The organism is Nitrosomonas sp. Nm58 (assembly GCF_900107335.1).
GTDB lineage: Bacteria > Pseudomonadota > Gammaproteobacteria > Burkholderiales > Nitrosomonadaceae > Nitrosomonas.
The window spans coordinates 54,917-70,993 of record NZ_FNPQ01000010.1; the positions used below are offsets into that span (position 1 = coordinate 54,917).

A 16,077-nucleotide genomic window follows, 5' to 3' on the forward strand; every position below is an offset into this window, starting at 1 on the left:
TTGCTGTTGGCTAACCACCCAACCACGCTGGATGCCAGTCCTTGGGAAGGCGGGTTAACACACTGAGAGCCCGATCGAATCATCACTGAGGAATATGAATATGCGCTGTTCTTTCATTGAATATTGAAATGATAAAGAACTGAGAAAATCAGCTAAGCCTACCATCTGGTGGATTATAAACCTAGCACGAATCAGGCTATTAGGATTAGTATAGAAATTAATCATGCAAGCAAACTTTAATCTACTTAGAAAAATATGAAAGTATGGCCCGGACAACCTTATCCATTGGGAGCCGTTTATGATGGCTCTGGAACAAACTTCTCAGTATTTTCGGAAACTGCCGAGCGGATCGAGCTGTGCCTTTTCGACGAGAAAGGGAACGAGACGCGAGTTGATCTGCCAGAGGTAACGGGCTATTGCTGGCACGGCTACCTGCCATTCGTCGAACCTGGCCAACGCTACGGCTTTCGCGTTCATGGCCCCTGGGATCCGGCCAACGGTCAATGCTGTAATCCTGCCAAGCTACTGCTCGATCCTTATGCCAAAGCGATCGACGGGCAGGTTCAGTGGAACGAAGCTGTTTTTTTATACCGTTTTAGCAAGGGTCTGGAAGCTCAAAGCAATAGCGATAGCGCACCATTCATGCCACGAAGCGTGGTGCATCAGCCCCATTTTGAATGGAACGGAGATCGCAGACTGCAAATCCCCTGGCATGAGACTGTCATCTATGAGACTCATGTCAAAGGCCTCACTGCCAAACATCCAGAGATTCCGCCTGAGATACGAGGCACTTATGCTGCGCTGGCACACCCGGTAATTATTGATTATTTCAAACAGCTTGGGATCACCGCAGTCGAGCTCATGCCGATCCATTGTTTCATTCACGACAAGCATCTGATAGATCAAGGTTTACGAAATTATTGGGGATACAATTCCATTGGCTACTTCGCGCCTCATAGCGAATATGCATCCCAAAAGCGTCCCGGTGCTGCTGTGGCTGAGTTCAAACAAATGGTCAAAACATTGCATCATGCCGGAATTGAGGTCATTCTGGATGTGGTATACAACCATACAGCAGAGGGGAATCATCTCGGCCCGATACTTTCTTTCAAGGGAATCGATAACGCGTATTATTACCGCCTTTGCGACGATCGATGCTATTACAAAGATTACACCGGCACCGGTAACAGTCTGAATATGCGCAATCCCTTCGTGCTGCAACTCATCATGGATTCCCTGCGCTACTGGATTCTGGAAATGCATGTTGATGGATTCCGTTTCGATCTGGCTGCCACTTTGGCGCGAGAACTGCACGATGTAGACCGCCTCTCAGTATTCTTCAATATCATCCAGCAAGATCCTGTCGTCAGTCAGGTGAAGCTCATCGCTGAGCCTTGGGATGTCGGTGAAGGCGGTTATCAGGTGGGAAACTTTCCTCCAGTATGGACCGAGTGGAATGGTAAATATCGAGACTGCGTACGTGATTTCTGGCGAGGGGAGAATCAAACACTCGGGGAGTTCGCTTCCCGTCTTACCGGCAGTTCCGACCTTTACGAGAAAACTTCCCGCCTGCCATACGCCAGCATCAACTTCGTCACCGCTCATGATGGATTCACTTTAAATGACCTCGTTTCATACAATGAAAAGCATAATGACGTCAACAATGAAAAAAACCATGATGGTGAAAACTACAACCGTTCGTGGAATTGTGGCGTTGAAGGCATGACAGAAGACCTGAAAGTGCTCCAGTTGCGAAATCGCCAGAAACGAAACTTCCTGATCACACTGCTCCTTTCTCAGGGTGTGCCAATGCTGCTGGGAGGAGACGAGATCAGCCGTACGCAGAAAGGTAATAATAATGCCTACTGCCAGGATAATGAGATCTCCTGGTATGACTGGGAAAATGCAGATAAAGACTTGCTTGCTTTTTGTCGGAAGCTCATCGAATATCGCAAAGACCATCCTGTCTTTCGTCGTAGACACTGGTTCCAGGGTCAGCCCATCCATGGAAGCGAGGTAAAGGATATTGCCTGGTTTACGTTAGAAGGCGAGCAGATGTCTGAGAAGCATTGGGGTCTGGGATACGCCAAGTCACTTGGCGTTTTCTTGAATGGCGCAACGATTCCGAATCCCTATCCACGTGGTGAACCGGTAAAAGATGACAACTTTTACGTGATTTTCAATGCACACCATGAAGCGTTGATTTTTACCTTACCCAAGACCAATTGGGGGGCGCTCTGGATTAAGGAATTCGACACTGATATTGGTTGGCTGGAAAATGAGGAAACGCTTAAAGCAGAAAGCCAAATCAAAGTGGAAGACCATTCCGTGGTAGTGTTGCGGCAGATAACCTAGCTAGCCACACCGGTCGGTAGCAGCTAGTTAGGTGGGATAACTTTCGCTTTCGGGCGTTAGTTCACACCCGATTTCTTCGCATAGTATCCCGTTTGTTTCTGTATCCAGGCCGCCACTTTTATCTTTTACTTCCGATAATGTCAGCACCCGCCTCAAAAAGCGATTAAATCGCTATTAGTGATGATGATCGTGATGATTGTCATCACGATGCGTTTCTCCGAACGCCGCATATTGTTCAGCAGTCATGCCAGGAAGTTTGTGAAGAAAAGCAACCGTTGCCCAGATCGCCTCGTCATTGTGCGTGAGCCCCCATGCGGGCATAGCCGTCATTTTGAGACCATTCTTGATTACCCAGAAGTATTTTTTCGAGAGATATAACTTCTCATCTGCATCAGTTACTGGCTCTCTTTTATAGAATACCGGCGCTTGTGGGTAGAGACCCATTGCCAGTTCGGTGGGTTGCTCACCGGGCGCCAAATGGCATTCGGTACACATGGCATGGTAGTGCTTGAAGCCTTTCGCAAGCATATCTGCACTATCAAGCGCTGGAACTTCCAGCTCTTCTGCACGCGCTTTTATTGAGCTTTCACGTACCCACGTAATCATCTTCTCCGTGATCGCCCAATGCTTCTCAGTTGCAGCCATGTTGTAGGCGCCAGAACCTAGCGCGATAAACGTAAGCCCGAGCGCTGCTAGTGCTACGATGACAAGCAATTTCATTTTCATTCCTCCTAAATGGTTATTCAGAACGACTCATGACCGTTTATGCATATAAAGTACCACATTGACTCAAGCTCCGGAAACAAATTACTCTACTTTGCAGCAGGTTGGAGTTGAAAATAAATCATAGCTGAACCAACTCATTCTCTACAATATCGCTTGACAATGATTTATTCTGAGCGCAGCATCTAATCGAAATGTGTGATTAGCCCGAATATTTGATAAATTTAAATTCGCGTGATGATCACGCAGGATTTTGATTAATAGGGAAGTTTTGAAAAGGAGGGGTGTAGTGATTCATACACCCGACTGAGCAAAATCTTTCTTATTAATCAAAAGGCAAGTGAGGACACGTGCCAATTTATGAAATATTCGGGTTAAGACTACTGAATACTGAAATTTCTATCTTTCATGGGTTTTCACTTACTTCATTGCATTCTTCTCTCACGCAATAGGAGAATTTCAAATGAAAACCATTACCATCGAAACCCCTCTCGTTTCCGAATGTAGCGTAACTGAGTGCGCTTATAATCTCGACAGCAACTGCCACGCTCGGGCCATCACCATCGGTGACGGAGTGCATCCCAGTTGTGACACATTTTTCGATAACAGGAATCTTCACACTAAAGCTGCTGTGCGCATGGCAGGGATTGGTGCCTGCAAGATTGAAGCATGCAAGTTCAATGATGACTTTGAATGCATAACTGAAAATATCCGGGTTGGACACAGCAAGGACGAGATTAGCTGCCTGACATTTGCACCGCGCTGATCTCCGAGTACCAAAAAAAGGGATTCGAGCGGCCTTATTAATAGATTCGCATCCCGCATCCATTTGTGGGCTGGGCTTATCAGGCTGTCTGTGCACAGTTCTTTAATGCCCAGGAAGCGGGAAATAGCGTGCGCCTGTAATCTCATTTAAAGCAGGAAATTCAGCATGAAATAAGCTCTCAACTTTTCTCTGCTTCAATCCTAAGAATGGAATCGCGCGAGATGCAAATGCCGCCGCACCTAGACTCACAAAACGATGCCGAGCGATTGCTGGACATCGTGCGCGGCCTTACTCATGAGCTGCGGCCGAATGTACCCGCTACTGGGTACCTTGGTTTGGATCATTCACTGGAGCGCGACTTCGGGCTGGACAGCTTGGCGCGCGTGGAATTACTGAGCCGCATTGAGCGCGAATTGGGTGTGAAGCTGAGTGAGAAAGCATTCGCCGATGCTGAAACGCCACGTGATTTGCTCAAACAGATGGCAAGCACTGTAGCTGCCGAAACGCCTGCTCTGGCTGGAACGCCCGTGTTTGCAGAAAAACAGGTGTACCATCCGCCGGAAACTGCAACCACGCTGACCGAAATACTGGATTGGCATGTCGCAAAGCATGCTGAGCAGGTGCATATCACGCTTTATGATGAAGAAGAGCATACCGAGGACATTACCTATCGCATCCTGCAGGAGCAGGCCAAAGCATTGGCTACCGGTCTGCTGTGCCAGCATGGGTTAAGCTCTGGCGACAAGGTAGCAATCATGCTGCCCACTGGATGTGAATTCTTCGCCGCTTTTTATGGCGCGCTCTATGCTGGCTGTGTGCCGGTACCGTTATACCCGCCAGCGCGTCCTTCGCAAATCGAGGATCACATGCGGCGCATTGCTGGCATCATCGCCAATGCTCAAGCCAGCATTCTTATCACGATTGACCAGGTAAAACCATTGGGACGACTGCTGCGCGCGCAGTGCAAGTCGCTTCGTGCGATTACAACCATAAAGGATTTGTCTGTTCCCGACGCCCCCTCCTCCTTTCCGGAGCTGGGGCCGCAGGACATCGCATTCTTGCAATACACTTCTGGCAGCACCGGCAATCCCAAAGGTGTCGTGCTCACTCACGCCAATCTGCTCGCTAACCTACGGGCGATGGAACATGCTTCGGGCATTACTGCCGCAGATACCTTCGTGTCATGGCTGCCGCTCTATCACGATATGGGATTGATTGGCGCCTGCATGGGCAGCCTCTATGTCGGATTCCGGCTGGTGCTGCTGCCACCACTCTCCTTTCTCGCCCGGCCGGGGCGCTGGTTATGGGCGATCGATCGGCATCGCGCTACCGTTTCAGCGGCTCCCAACTTTGCCTATGAGTTATGCGCCAATAAGCTCGATGATCGCGATCTGAGTGGTCTGGATTTAAGCTGCTGGCGGCTGGCCTATAATGGAGCTGAGCCCATCAGTGCGCGCACGATCGATCATTTCGTTGCGCGCTTCGCTCGCTATGGTTTCAGCCGTACCGCCATGACGCCAGTCTATGGATTGGCGGAATCCTCTGTGGGACTGGCTTTTCCTCCGCTGGAACGCGGGCCGCTGGTTGATCATGTGGATCGCGACGCACTCACCCGTTCGGATATTGCTCGTTGCGCGCAGGCAGACGACCACTATGCGCTGCACATCGTTTCCTGCGGCCTTCCCCTCCCCGGCCACGCGATCCGCATTGTTGACACTGCCGGACGGGTATTGCCCGAACGGACTCAGGGACGCGTGCAATTCTGTGGACCGTCTGCGACCAGCGGTTATTTCCACAACCCCGAAGCGACGGCGCACCTGTTCGATGGACAGTGGCTCAATAGCGGCGATATGGGCTACATTGCGGCTGGAGAGCTTTATCTCACCGGACGCGAAAAGGACATCATCATTCACGGCGGACACAACATTTACCCGCAGGAACTGGAGGAAGCGGTAAGCCAGGTGCGCAGCGTGCGTAAAGGTGGAGTAGCGGTATTCCCGGCCAGTAATGCGCACACTGGTACAGAACGGCTGGTGATACTTGCTGAAACACACGAAAGCAGCGCCATAGAGCGCGACCGGATACTAACCGAAATCAACAACCTGGCCGTCGATTTGGCTGGTATGCCAGCCGATGATATCGTGCTGGCACCGCCGCGTACGGTACTAAAGACCTCCAGCGGCAAGATTCGCCGTGCTGCCTGCCGTGAGCTATACGAGCATGGCGCAATCGGCAGCACCCAGCGTGCGCCGTGGTGGCAAATAGTACGCCTCGGCGGTGCTGCTGCCATCGCGCAAGTTACTCATCTGCTGCGACGCAGCGCCGAGTGGGCATGGGGAGCATGGGCCTGGACGGTTTTTGCTACTATTGTACCCTTTGCCTGGCTACTCATCGTGCTGGCACCCGGGCTTTCACTGCGCCGACGCATCGCCCGAGCGTGCGCGCGCCTGGCGTTTGCGCTGACCGGACTGACGCTGCGGGCAGAAGGCTTGCAGCATCTCAATAACCGCACGCCCGCGATCTTGGTAGCTAATCACGCCAGCTATCTAGACGCGCTCCTGCTTACGGCAATCCTGCCGGCTAAATTCGCCTATGTCGCTAAACAAGAGCTGCAGCGCAATCCGGCCGCCGCCATCCCCCTGCGTCGACTGGGCAGCGCATTTGTTGAACGTTTCGATGACGCACGCGGTATAGAAGACGTACGTAAACTAGAGGAGCGAGTCCGCGCCGGGGAATCCATGGTTTTTTTCCCCGAAGGCACATTTCGGCGTGAAGCCGGACTAATGCCATTCAGATTAGGGGCGTTTCTGACTGCTGCACGATCCGGCACTCCCCTGCTGCCGGTTACCCTGATCGGCACCCGCTCCTTGCTGTGTGCTGGACAGTGGTTCCCCCACCGCAGTGAGCTGAAAGTGCTGATTGATAAACCCGTGCATGTGGCAGGGCATGATTGGCAAGCGGCATTACAACTACAGGGCGCGGCGCGCAGCCAGATACTGGCGCAGCTTAATGAGCCTGACGTCGCTGCCTGATTCAGCAAACCCAAATCATCCAATGATGGTTTTCCGTTAACCCGAATATTTCATAAATTCGCGTGATGATCACGCAGAATTTTGATTAATAGGGAAGTTTTGAGAAAGAGCGGTGTAGTGATTCATACACCCGACTGAGCAAAATCTTTCTTATTAATCAAAAAACAAGTGAGGGCACGTGCCAATTCATGAAATATTCGGGTTAACGCTTATAAACTATTTGCAAATTCCAATTATCTCAAGCGTAACCAGCGATCAATCAAAGATCAATGGTCACCCGCAAAACAGCGGCCAGCAGTACACTGGTTTCAGTCATCTCAATCAATGCTCCCGCCGTATCCCCTGTCATACCATGGATACGCTGCATCATCATAAAGCGCAATACCAGAAACGTCAGAATGGTCGTAAGAAGCAGCCAGAAATAAGCGATGCCCGTAATCTGCAGCAAAAGCAAGGGGGTGGCGGCGACCACAAGCATGTTCAATTTGCGTGGTTGATGAGTGGCCAGGGATGTCCCCAAGCCATGACTGCGTACATAGGGAGTGGTTAAAAACAATAACGGAATCAGCGTTCTGGCCAGTATAGTCGCGCATAATAGGGCAATCCATTCCTGCGCAATAAACAGGCTATGCAGGGCGACAAATTTAAGCAGAATCACCAGCATGATGGCTGCCACACCCACCGGGCCGCAGTTGGGGTCTTTCATGATCGCTAAGGTTTTTTCAGTATTTCCCATGCCGCCAACCCAGGCGTCCGCGCTGTCGGCCAGGCCATCCAGATGCAGCCCGCCAGTGAGCAGAATCCAACCAGTAAGCAGCAGGGCGGCTGCCACCAGCGGGGGGGCGTCACGCAATAACCAGCCCAGCGCAATCAGCAATGCTCCAATCATCAAACCAACCAACGGATAAAACGGCAGGGAATAACCCAAAGTTTTCTCACCGGGTGGAGAAGACAAGTGTACCGGCAATCGGGTAAGGAATTGTAATGCGGCCAGAAAGGGTTGGATCATGCCGAATTATCGCTCTTGAGAGTCAACTGGCAGCCGTTTTCATGCCATTTCGCCTCCACAGCGTGCATGGCAGCATAAGGCACGTCAAATTCCAGCAAGCGTTCCAGTGGCTGCTGCCGGATATGGCACAGCAGCACGCGCATGACGCCGCCATGAGTGATCAACAGGACATTCTGGCCGGCAAACTGAGCCTGAATGTCTTGCCATGCCGCTAGCACGCGCGCCTTAAAATCCAGTAAATGCTCTGCTTGGGGAGGCGGGTTTTCTAACGGATTCTGCCAGAAGCGGGCAAGTGCATCAGCATCAATCCGCATCAGCTCGGCTGCTGTGCGCCCTTCCCATTCGCCGAAATGGATTTCCTGAATGCGTGCGTCCTGGGTGAGTGGAATGGCGCAGCGTTCAGCCAGCGCCTGCGCAAAATGCGCGCAGCGTATCAAGGGCGAAGTGATGATATGTTGCCATCGCCTGGGGGCTCGCTCCACACGCCTCCACATCTGCTGCCACCCAGCCTCGGTCAAAGCATGATCAGAACTGCCGCAATAACGCTCAGCATTTCCGATGTCGCCATGTCTGAGCAAATCAATATACGCTTGGGTAGCCGCCATTTATTGCTTCTTTGTCGAAACCCGGGCTGCAGCAAAAGTCGCCATTTCATTATGCAACGCGCAAGCCAGGCGCAACAGATTGACCGCTACGGCAGCGCCACTGCCTTCACCCAGGCGCATGGCCAGATCGAGCAGCGGGATGGCGTTAAGTGCCTTGAGAACATATGCATGGCCAGCTTCGGCGGATTGGTGCGCATAAATAAACCAGTTTTTACTGCCCGCAAAAATCTGCTCAGCAGCGAGCGCCGCCACGGTGCTGATAAATCCATCAATCAGCAGCGGCAGACCGAGTTGGGCGCCACGGATATAAGCACCCGTTAATGCGGCAATCTCGAATCCACCCACGCGGCGTAATGCTTCCAGAGGTGAGTGAATATGGGAGTGGTGCAATGCCAGCGCTTGTTCGATGACACTGATTTTATGGGTAATTCCTTTGCTATCCAGTCCACTGCCTGCTCCGGCTAGTTGTGTGGGCGATGCATGCAGCAGCAAGCAGGCAAGCGCAGTCGCACTGGTGGTATTGCCGATGCCCATCTCACCCGCTATCAATAACTGCATGTTGTTTGCCCGTGCCTGTTCCGCACAGATACGGCCTGCATTGAGAGCCGCCGCCAGCTGGCCTTCGCTCATCGCGGCGGTGTGCATAAAATTGGCGGTGCCCGCTCCCAGATGATAATGTTTGACACCCGTCAGGAGATCAGTTGAATGCACGGTGCCCAGATTGATGATTTCCAGTTGCGCGCCAAGCGCGCGCGCCAAAACATTAATGGCCGCGCCGCCGGCGGCAAAGTTCCTGATCATCTCGCAAGTGACCGATTGTGGAAAAGCGGAAATGTTCTCTGCAGCAATACCGTGGTCTGCAGCGAATATCGAAATCTGCACCCGTTCAGCGCCAGGTTGCAGGGTATGCTGTAAGGCAGCCAGATGAACCGCAAGGCCTTCCAGACGGCCAAGCGCACCCGGCGGCTTGGTGAGCTGCGCCTGATGCTGCAGCGCTGCCTGGCGGATCTGTTCATTGGGTGCTGCGAGCGGCGCCTTAAGCCAGTCAAGTGCGGTATCGCTAGTCACAAGGATCTCCCTTAAGAGTGTGCGGCAGGCCGGCCACCATCAGAATAACCTGTTCGCATTGCCGGGCAACCAATTGGTGCAACTTACCTGCTTCGTCGCAGTAGCGGCGGCTTAATTCACCCATGGGGATAACCCCCATGTTGGTTTCGTTGCTGACCAGAATAATGCGCCCGGGTAAGCCCGGCAAAACAGATAGCAATGCTGCATACTCATGTTCAAACACGGCGGTATCGGGATGGATCAGCAGATTAGTCAGCCAGAGTGTCAGGCAGTCAACCAGCAGACAGTGATCCTCCATCGCTTGCTGACTCAGTACCGCAGCCAGGTGCAATGGTTCCTCGAGCATCTGCCAGTGAGTAGGACGGTTGGCCCGGTGCAGGGCAATGCGCGCCTGCATTTCAGCATCCTCAATGGTGGCCGTAGCAATATAAGTGATTGGCAAATGGCTCTGCGTCGCCAGACGTTCCGCCAGACGGCTTTTGCCGGAGCGCACCCCACCCAGAATCAGTGTTTTACTATCATTCATGCGGACAAGCCTTGCAGGTTGAGTAACTGAGAGAGTCGGTTGGTGTCCAGGTACTGGTCAACACTATCGGCCAGCCGATTAATGGCGGCATCGCGGACGGCCTGGTAATTGGACGGTTGATTGCTGTCATCCAGACCGGCCCAGTTCAATAATGACGTGCATGCATCAGCAGATTCAAACAGGCCATGCAGATAACTGCCCATAATCAGCCCATCTTCACTGATGGCGCCATCTGGACCCTGTGCCAAATAGACTGCCGGTGGATAGTTTTTCTGGAAGGTGGTCACGCCGTTATGGATTTCATAGCCGGTCACAGTCGCCCCTTTATGGCCAAGTGTTCCCTGCACATTGCGTAATAATTTATCGGGTTGTAATGTCGTGTCCATGTCAAAAAAGGCCAGTCCCTGAGCGCCGCCTGCTTCGCCTTCCAGGCCGTCGGGATCATGGATCCTGTTTCCCAACATCTGAAAACCGCCACAGATGCCAATCAGCTTGCCACCGTAGCGCAGGTGCCGCCGGATGAGCTGTTCCCAGCCCTGTTTGCGCAACCACTCCAGATCGGCGCGCACGCTCTTGGAGCCAGGCAGAATAATCAGGTCTGCCGGTGGGACGGTTTCTCCGGTGCTGATAAATTGCAGCTTGACCTGCGGATGGAGGCGCAGTGGATCAAAGTCAGTGTGGTTACTGATGCGCGGTAGCACTGGCACAATAACCCGTAAGCATTCCTTGTCCGAAGCACCAGCGTCAGGTGTATGCGGCAAGGCATCTTCAGCTTCAAGATGCAATCCATGTAAATAAGGCAGAACACCCAGTACCGGTTTGCCGGTATATTGCTCCAGCCAGTCCAGACCCGGCCGCAATAAGGCTATATCTCCGCGAAAACGATTAATAACAAAGCCCTTGATGCGCGCCTGTTCACTTTCACTGAGGAGCGCCAGTGTACCGACCAGATGGGCAAAAACGCCGCCACGGTCAATATCCGCAATCAGAATCACCGGGCAATCGACTGCTTCGGCAAAACCCATATTGGCAATATCATTGGCGCGCAAATTGATTTCCGCCGGCGAACCAGCCCCTTCCACGATAATCCGGTCGTACTGCGCAGCTAGCCGCGCATGGGATTCAAGCACTGCATTCAGCGCAATTGATTTATAGTTGTGAAAACCAGATGCATCCATATTGGCGATCGCATGACCGTGTATGATGACCTGCGCACTTTTATCCGTGGTGGGTTTCAGTAATACCGGATTCATATCGGTATGAGGCGGCAGACCAGCGGCAAATGCCTGTACCGCCTGGGCACGACCAATTTCCCCACCATCAATGCTGACCACACTGTTCAACGCCATATTCTGCGGCTTGAAAGGCGCAACGCAGATGCCCTGACGTGACAGCCAGCGACACATCGCGGTAACCAGCATGCTTTTGCCGGCATCTGACGTGGTTCCCTGGATCATGAGAGTTTGCGGGTTCATGTATGTTCCGTTAAATTCGAGCCAGCGCCCTGTCTAGCCGCTGCCATTCCGCTTCAGTAGCGGGCAAGCCCAATCGCAGGCTGCCTGGATCACTGAAAAATCGGGTCAGGATACCCTGAAGCGCCAGTTTTTCAAATACATAATGAGCTTCTGCTGAACACACCCATTGAAAAAAGGCAGTACCACCATCGGGTGGGAGATGATGCTGACTCAGCAATGCATGGAAGCGTTGACTGTCCTGCAGCAAACGCTGACGAGCTTTCCCCTGCCAATCATAATCCTGCAGCGCTTGTATGGCTATCCAGCGTGCCGGCGCATTGACCGCCCAGGGGCCAAGCAGGTTATTCAGCGCTACCAGTAATTTTGGGTGGGCGCAGACAAACCCGACGCGTGCGCCAGCCAGCCCAAAGAATTTGCCTAAAGAACGCAGTACAATCAAACCCGGTCTCGATGTGTAGGCGGCAATGCTCAATTCAGGTGTGGCGTCCATAAATGCTTCATCCACAATTAGCCAGCCACCACGTCCGGTAAGTTGCGCATGCCAGTCGAGTAGCCGGGAGATGGGAAATACGTCGCCTGTGGGATTATTGGGATGAATAATGATCAGCACATCGGTATCTAGCAACGCGGCATCTATTTGCTCAGGGGTAACAGCAGAGACCGTATGGTGGTGACGTTTCCATGCGTGCGCATGCTCGGCATAGCCGGGATTCAACACGCTGACACGGGAAGGCGCTCGCAGTTGTGGCAATGCCTGAATAGCCGCTTGTGAACCTGCGACCGGCAAGAGAAAATCGGTTCCATAATAGCGGCAGGCAGTCGCGTTCAGCTCATCCTCCTCCTCAGGCAGTCGCACCCAGGTGGATGCGGGCGGTGTTCTGACAGGCCAGCCATTTGAATTGATGCCGGTGGAAAGATCGAGCCAGTTCTCCAGCGGAATCGCAAAGCGCGTTGCTGCCGCCCGTAGGCGGCCACCGTGATGCAAGGAGCCTGGTTGACTAAGCTGATGATGCAATGTATCCAATGAACCCTTCTCCTGAGCAGATAATAACCAGCCAGAGTAACAGCGAGCGTTTAATCAAATTTAAAGCGCGATCAATGTCGTCGATTCCGGGTACATGCCCTGTTCCTAATAACGGGCGGAATTCCAGTTTGCTGTGATAACAAGCTGGTCCACCGAGTGAAAGGCTTAGACTGCCTGCACCCGCTGCCATGACTGGCCCTGCATTGGGGCTTTTCCAGATGGCTCCTTGCGTTCGCCAGCATGCCAAGGCTTGACGTACTTCACCAGTGAGCGCATAGCTGAGTGCAGTCAGCCGCGCCGGGATAAAGTTCAAACAATCATCCAGCCGTGCTGCCGCCCAGCCAAAATGGCGGTAGCGCTCATTACGATAGCCCCACATGGCATCCAAGGTATTGACCAGGCGATAGGCGATGGCGCCAGGCGCGCCTGCAACGACAAACCAGAAAATGGCACCCAAAATGGCATCATTGCCATTTTCCAAAACGGACTCAATGGTTCCTTGCGTGATGCCGGCACGATCCAGCTCAGCGGTATCGCGGCTCACCATCAAACTCACCTGATGGCGTGCTGCCGCCAGATTATCTGCCAGCAATGCATGCTTTACCTTGCTGGCGTGCATGCCCAGGCTATTCCAGCCAATTGCCAGATATAACACTAAAACGTCAATGGCAACATGCCAGGAGATAAAATTGATACAGGTCGTCAGCAAAATCAATGGAGCAACCATCAGCAGGACGGCCAGGCTACCGTGCAGCCTGGAATCTGCGTAAATAGCGCGCTCAGTCAATTCGGCCAGTTTCCCAAAGCCAACCAGTGGGTGAAAGCGGCGCGGCTCACCCAGCCATGCATCCATGAGCAATGCAGTCAGAACAACCAGGGTGATGTTCATGTTTCGCTGCCGCCCCAAGTGTTGTGGAATACCAATTCGTCCAATGGACGCTCATCTGCCCAGCCTGCCAGTTTTAACATCGGGGCGGGATAGAATGCTGCCACATGACCCAGGCATAAAATAGCGACAGGTTTACTGCCCGCCGGCATATGCAATAATTGGGCAAGTTGTACCGGATCAAATAATGAAACCCAGCCCATGCCCAACCCCTCGGCACGCGCAGCCAACCATAAATTTTGAATGGCGCACGCAACCGAAGCCAGATCCATTTCCGGCAGGGTGCGCCGGCCAAAGATATGCTGTTCACGCTGGTCACCCAAGGCGGCTACAAGAAGTTCTCCGCATTCGCGAATGCCGTCTACTTTCAGGCGCATGAACTCTTCGCCCCGCTCAGCCAGCGCACCGGCTGTACGAATACGCTCTTCTTCTACCAGGGAGGCCAGGGCACTGCGCAGCCGGATATCCGTAATACGAATAAAACGCCATGGCTGCATCAAGCCCACACTGGGCGCTTGATGTGCGGCAGCGAGCAAACGTTTGAACACCATCGGATCAACTGGATCAGGGAGAAAATGGCGCATGTCGCGACGCTCGGCAATCACCCGGTAGACGGCATCCCGTTCTAATTCGTCGAAGGCATGTAGGTTCATGGTGAAAATAAGGCAGCCGTTACAGTTGGGTTTGAAGGCATGTACCAGTGCATATAGGAAGCCGTTAAACGTCCCAAGTGAAATAGTGCTTCAGGCCGGAGCCCTTTTCTTGTGGGTTGTGTCAATGCTGATGGTTGAACGGCCGTTTCCAAAAGTGAATGGTGAAAGGTATGACCGCGTAACTCTCCTTGTGGGAATCTGGCAGAATGCAGGCCTAAATTAACCAGATTTCGCTGCATCGTTGCTTTGCCTGAAAACAGGTTTAGAAAATCAACTGTTTTCCCATGATGATCCGTGAGTGTTGAAAGCAAATAGAGCATGCCGCCACATTCAGCAACAATAGGTTTACCAGCCGCATAATGGGCATGAATGGCTTTGTGTACGCTGAGATTGGCCGCAAGTTTTTCCATATGTAGCTCAGGATAACCGCCAGGCAGATAAAGGCTATCTGCTTCAGGTAGCGAAGTATCGTCAAGCGGTGAGAAAAATTTCAGTTGCGCGCCCATGGCTTGTAGCAGATCCAGATTAGCCTGATAAACAAAACTAAAAGCGGCATCGGTAGCGACTGCAATACGCATTCCTTTGAGCTTTGGCGTTATAGTGGGCAAATTGTCAGGTGCCTTAAAGGTGATAGCAGGCGGCAGCTTGTGTAAGCCGGTCAGAGCTAAGTTTTCAGCTAACTGCTCCAGATATTGATCCAAATAATTGATTTGGTTTGCCTGTACTAGCCCCAGGTGTCGACTGGGTAGTTTTCCATTTATATGGCGTGGGAGTGAGCCAAGCCACGGCAGATATTTGGGCATGCTCTCTTTGAGCATTTCTTCGTGAATAGCGCTTGCAACTTGATTAGCCAATACACCGATAACTTTGCATGCTGGGCGGAAGGTTGCCAGCCCGTGTGCCACAGCACCAAAAGTTTGAGCCATCGCAGTAGCGTCAATTACTGCTAACACTGGAATGCCAAATGCCACAGAAAGATCAGCACTGGATGGCTCGCCATCGAAAAGCCCCATGACGCCCTCGATTAGAATCAGATCTGCAGTAGCAGCAGCCTGATATAAAAGTTGCTGGCAATGTGATTGACCCCCCATCCACAAATCCAGTTGATAAACTGGATGGCCGGATGCTTGCTCCAGAATCATGGGATCAAGAAAATCCGGACCAGCCTTGAATACACGAACCTCTCGCCCTTGATTTCGATGAAACCGGGCGAGTGCAGCAGTAATTGTTGTTTTACCTTGTCCTGATGCTGGAGCCGCAACGAGTAGTGCTGGGCACTGTTTCACAAATCAATCCCTTTTTGCGCCTGAATACCGGCCCGAAAAGCATGCTTGATGTCACGCATTTCGGTTACCGTATCGGCTGCCTCACAAAGCGCTTCGGGAGCGGCACGTCCGGTAATAACCACATGCTGCATGGCCGGACGATTCTTCAAGTCATTCAAAACCGTGGTTAAATCCAGCCAGCCAAATTTAATCGGATAGGTCAGTTCGTCAAGAACAATCACATCCAGTGTCGGATCGCACAGCATCTCACGCACAATGGCCCAGCCGCGTTGCGCCGTTTCGGTATCCCGCGCCAAATCCTGCGTATCCCAGGTAAAACCTTCTCCCAGAACATACCAGATCACATTTTCCTGGCGCCGGAAAAAAGCTTCTTCGCCGGTATCTGAGCGACCCTTGATGAATTGCGCGACACCCACCCGCATACCATGCCCCAGGGCGCGTGCAATCATGCCAAATGCCGAACTGGATTTGCCTTTACCATTACCGGTAAGAACCAGCAATAAGCCTTTTTCCTGATCCGCGCGCGCAATGGCGGCATCAATGACTTCTTTCTTGCGCTGCATGCGCCCACGGTGGCGCTCTGCACGCTCGGAATCTGCCATTTCATTATCTGGTTGTGGTTTGATGCAATGACACGAAGATTCGGTCTCGCGATCGTGTTCGGAATCG

At 52.4% G+C, this 16,077-nt stretch carries 14 protein-coding genes; 3 read left to right on the forward strand and 11 right to left on the reverse strand.

The features are described from left to right. Positions 1 to 255: 255 nt before the first annotated feature. Positions 256 to 2,355, forward strand: coding sequence for a glycogen debranching protein GlgX (gene glgX / locus BLW34_RS05945; RefSeq protein WP_090576910.1), 2,100 nt, complete (start codon positions 256 to 258; stop codon positions 2,353 to 2,355). Between the two features lie 174 nt (positions 2,356 to 2,529). On the opposite strand, the gene BLW34_RS05950 is transcribed toward glgX, so the two are convergent. Then, a complete protein-coding gene (locus tag BLW34_RS05950; protein WP_090576915.1) occupies positions 2,530 to 3,075 on the reverse strand; it encodes a c-type cytochrome in 546 nt (181 codons plus the stop codon). A gap of 466 nt (positions 3,076 to 3,541) precedes the next feature. On the opposite strand from BLW34_RS05950, the gene BLW34_RS05955 reads away from it, so the two are divergent. Together BLW34_RS05955 and BLW34_RS05960 are read left to right on the forward strand one after the other, a co-directional pair. Beyond that, on the forward strand, positions 3,542 to 3,844 hold the full coding sequence (locus tag BLW34_RS05955) for a DUF1540 domain-containing protein (protein WP_090576917.1): 303 nt from the start codon (positions 3,542 to 3,544) through the stop codon (positions 3,842 to 3,844). Between the two features lie 227 nt (positions 3,845 to 4,071). Beyond that, on the forward strand, positions 4,072 to 6,876 hold the full coding sequence (locus BLW34_RS05960) for an AMP-binding protein (RefSeq protein ID WP_218138783.1): 2,805 nt from the start codon (positions 4,072 to 4,074) through the stop codon (positions 6,874 to 6,876). A gap of 259 nt (positions 6,877 to 7,135) precedes the next feature. Here BLW34_RS05960 and BLW34_RS05965 read toward each other — a convergent pair whose 3' ends face one another. From BLW34_RS05965 to cobO, 10 genes are read right to left on the reverse strand one after another with little or no spacing between them, the layout of a single operon-like run. Next, complete coding sequence (locus BLW34_RS05965; protein ID WP_218138784.1) at positions 7,136 to 7,885, reverse strand: adenosylcobinamide-GDP ribazoletransferase; 750 nt, start codon at positions 7,883 to 7,885, stop codon at positions 7,136 to 7,138. Further along, the gene (locus BLW34_RS05970; RefSeq protein ID WP_090576920.1) at positions 7,882 to 8,490 is read right to left on the reverse strand and encodes a histidine phosphatase family protein; all 609 of its coding nucleotides are present in this window, start codon (positions 8,488 to 8,490) and stop codon (positions 7,882 to 7,884) included. Before BLW34_RS05970 ends, BLW34_RS05965 begins: the two co-directional genes overlap by 4 nt. Then, positions 8,491 to 9,558, reverse strand: a complete 1,068-nt coding sequence (gene cobT / locus BLW34_RS05975) for a nicotinate-nucleotide--dimethylbenzimidazole phosphoribosyltransferase (protein ID WP_090576923.1) — start codon at positions 9,556 to 9,558, stop codon at positions 8,491 to 8,493. After that, entirely contained in the window at positions 9,551 to 10,084 is a 534-nt protein-coding gene (gene cobU / locus BLW34_RS05980) for a bifunctional adenosylcobinamide kinase/adenosylcobinamide-phosphate guanylyltransferase (RefSeq protein WP_090576926.1), read from the reverse strand. The genes cobT and cobU overlap by 8 nt, the downstream gene beginning before the upstream one ends. Beyond that, entirely contained in the window at positions 10,081 to 11,559 is a 1,479-nt protein-coding gene (locus tag BLW34_RS05985) for a cobyric acid synthase (protein ID WP_090576929.1), read from the reverse strand. The genes cobU and BLW34_RS05985 overlap by 4 nt, the downstream gene beginning before the upstream one ends. Positions 11,560 to 11,569: 10 nt before the next feature. Continuing rightward, positions 11,570 to 12,583, reverse strand: coding sequence for a threonine-phosphate decarboxylase CobD (cobD, locus tag BLW34_RS05990; RefSeq protein ID WP_256203620.1), 1,014 nt, complete (start codon positions 12,581 to 12,583; stop codon positions 11,570 to 11,572). Beyond that, positions 12,558 to 13,472 carry an adenosylcobinamide-phosphate synthase CbiB gene (gene cbiB / locus BLW34_RS05995; protein WP_090576932.1) on the reverse strand — a complete coding sequence of 305 codons (915 nt, stop codon included), beginning with the start codon at positions 13,470 to 13,472 and terminating at the stop codon, positions 12,558 to 12,560. The genes cobD and cbiB overlap by 26 nt, the downstream gene beginning before the upstream one ends. Further along, complete coding sequence (gene bluB / locus BLW34_RS06000) at positions 13,469 to 14,122, reverse strand: 5,6-dimethylbenzimidazole synthase (protein WP_090576935.1); 654 nt, start codon at positions 14,120 to 14,122, stop codon at positions 13,469 to 13,471. The genes cbiB and bluB overlap by 4 nt, the downstream gene beginning before the upstream one ends. Next, positions 14,119 to 15,408, reverse strand: coding sequence for a cobyrinic acid a,c-diamide synthase CobB (locus BLW34_RS06005; protein ID WP_090576939.1), 1,290 nt, complete (start codon positions 15,406 to 15,408; stop codon positions 14,119 to 14,121). Before BLW34_RS06005 ends, bluB begins: the two co-directional genes overlap by 4 nt. Beyond that, on the reverse strand, positions 15,405 to 16,010 hold the full coding sequence (cobO, locus tag BLW34_RS06010) for a cob(I)yrinic acid a,c-diamide adenosyltransferase (protein ID WP_090576986.1): 606 nt from the start codon (positions 16,008 to 16,010) through the stop codon (positions 15,405 to 15,407). The genes BLW34_RS06005 and cobO overlap by 4 nt, the downstream gene beginning before the upstream one ends. Positions 16,011 to 16,077 lie beyond the last annotated feature (67 nt).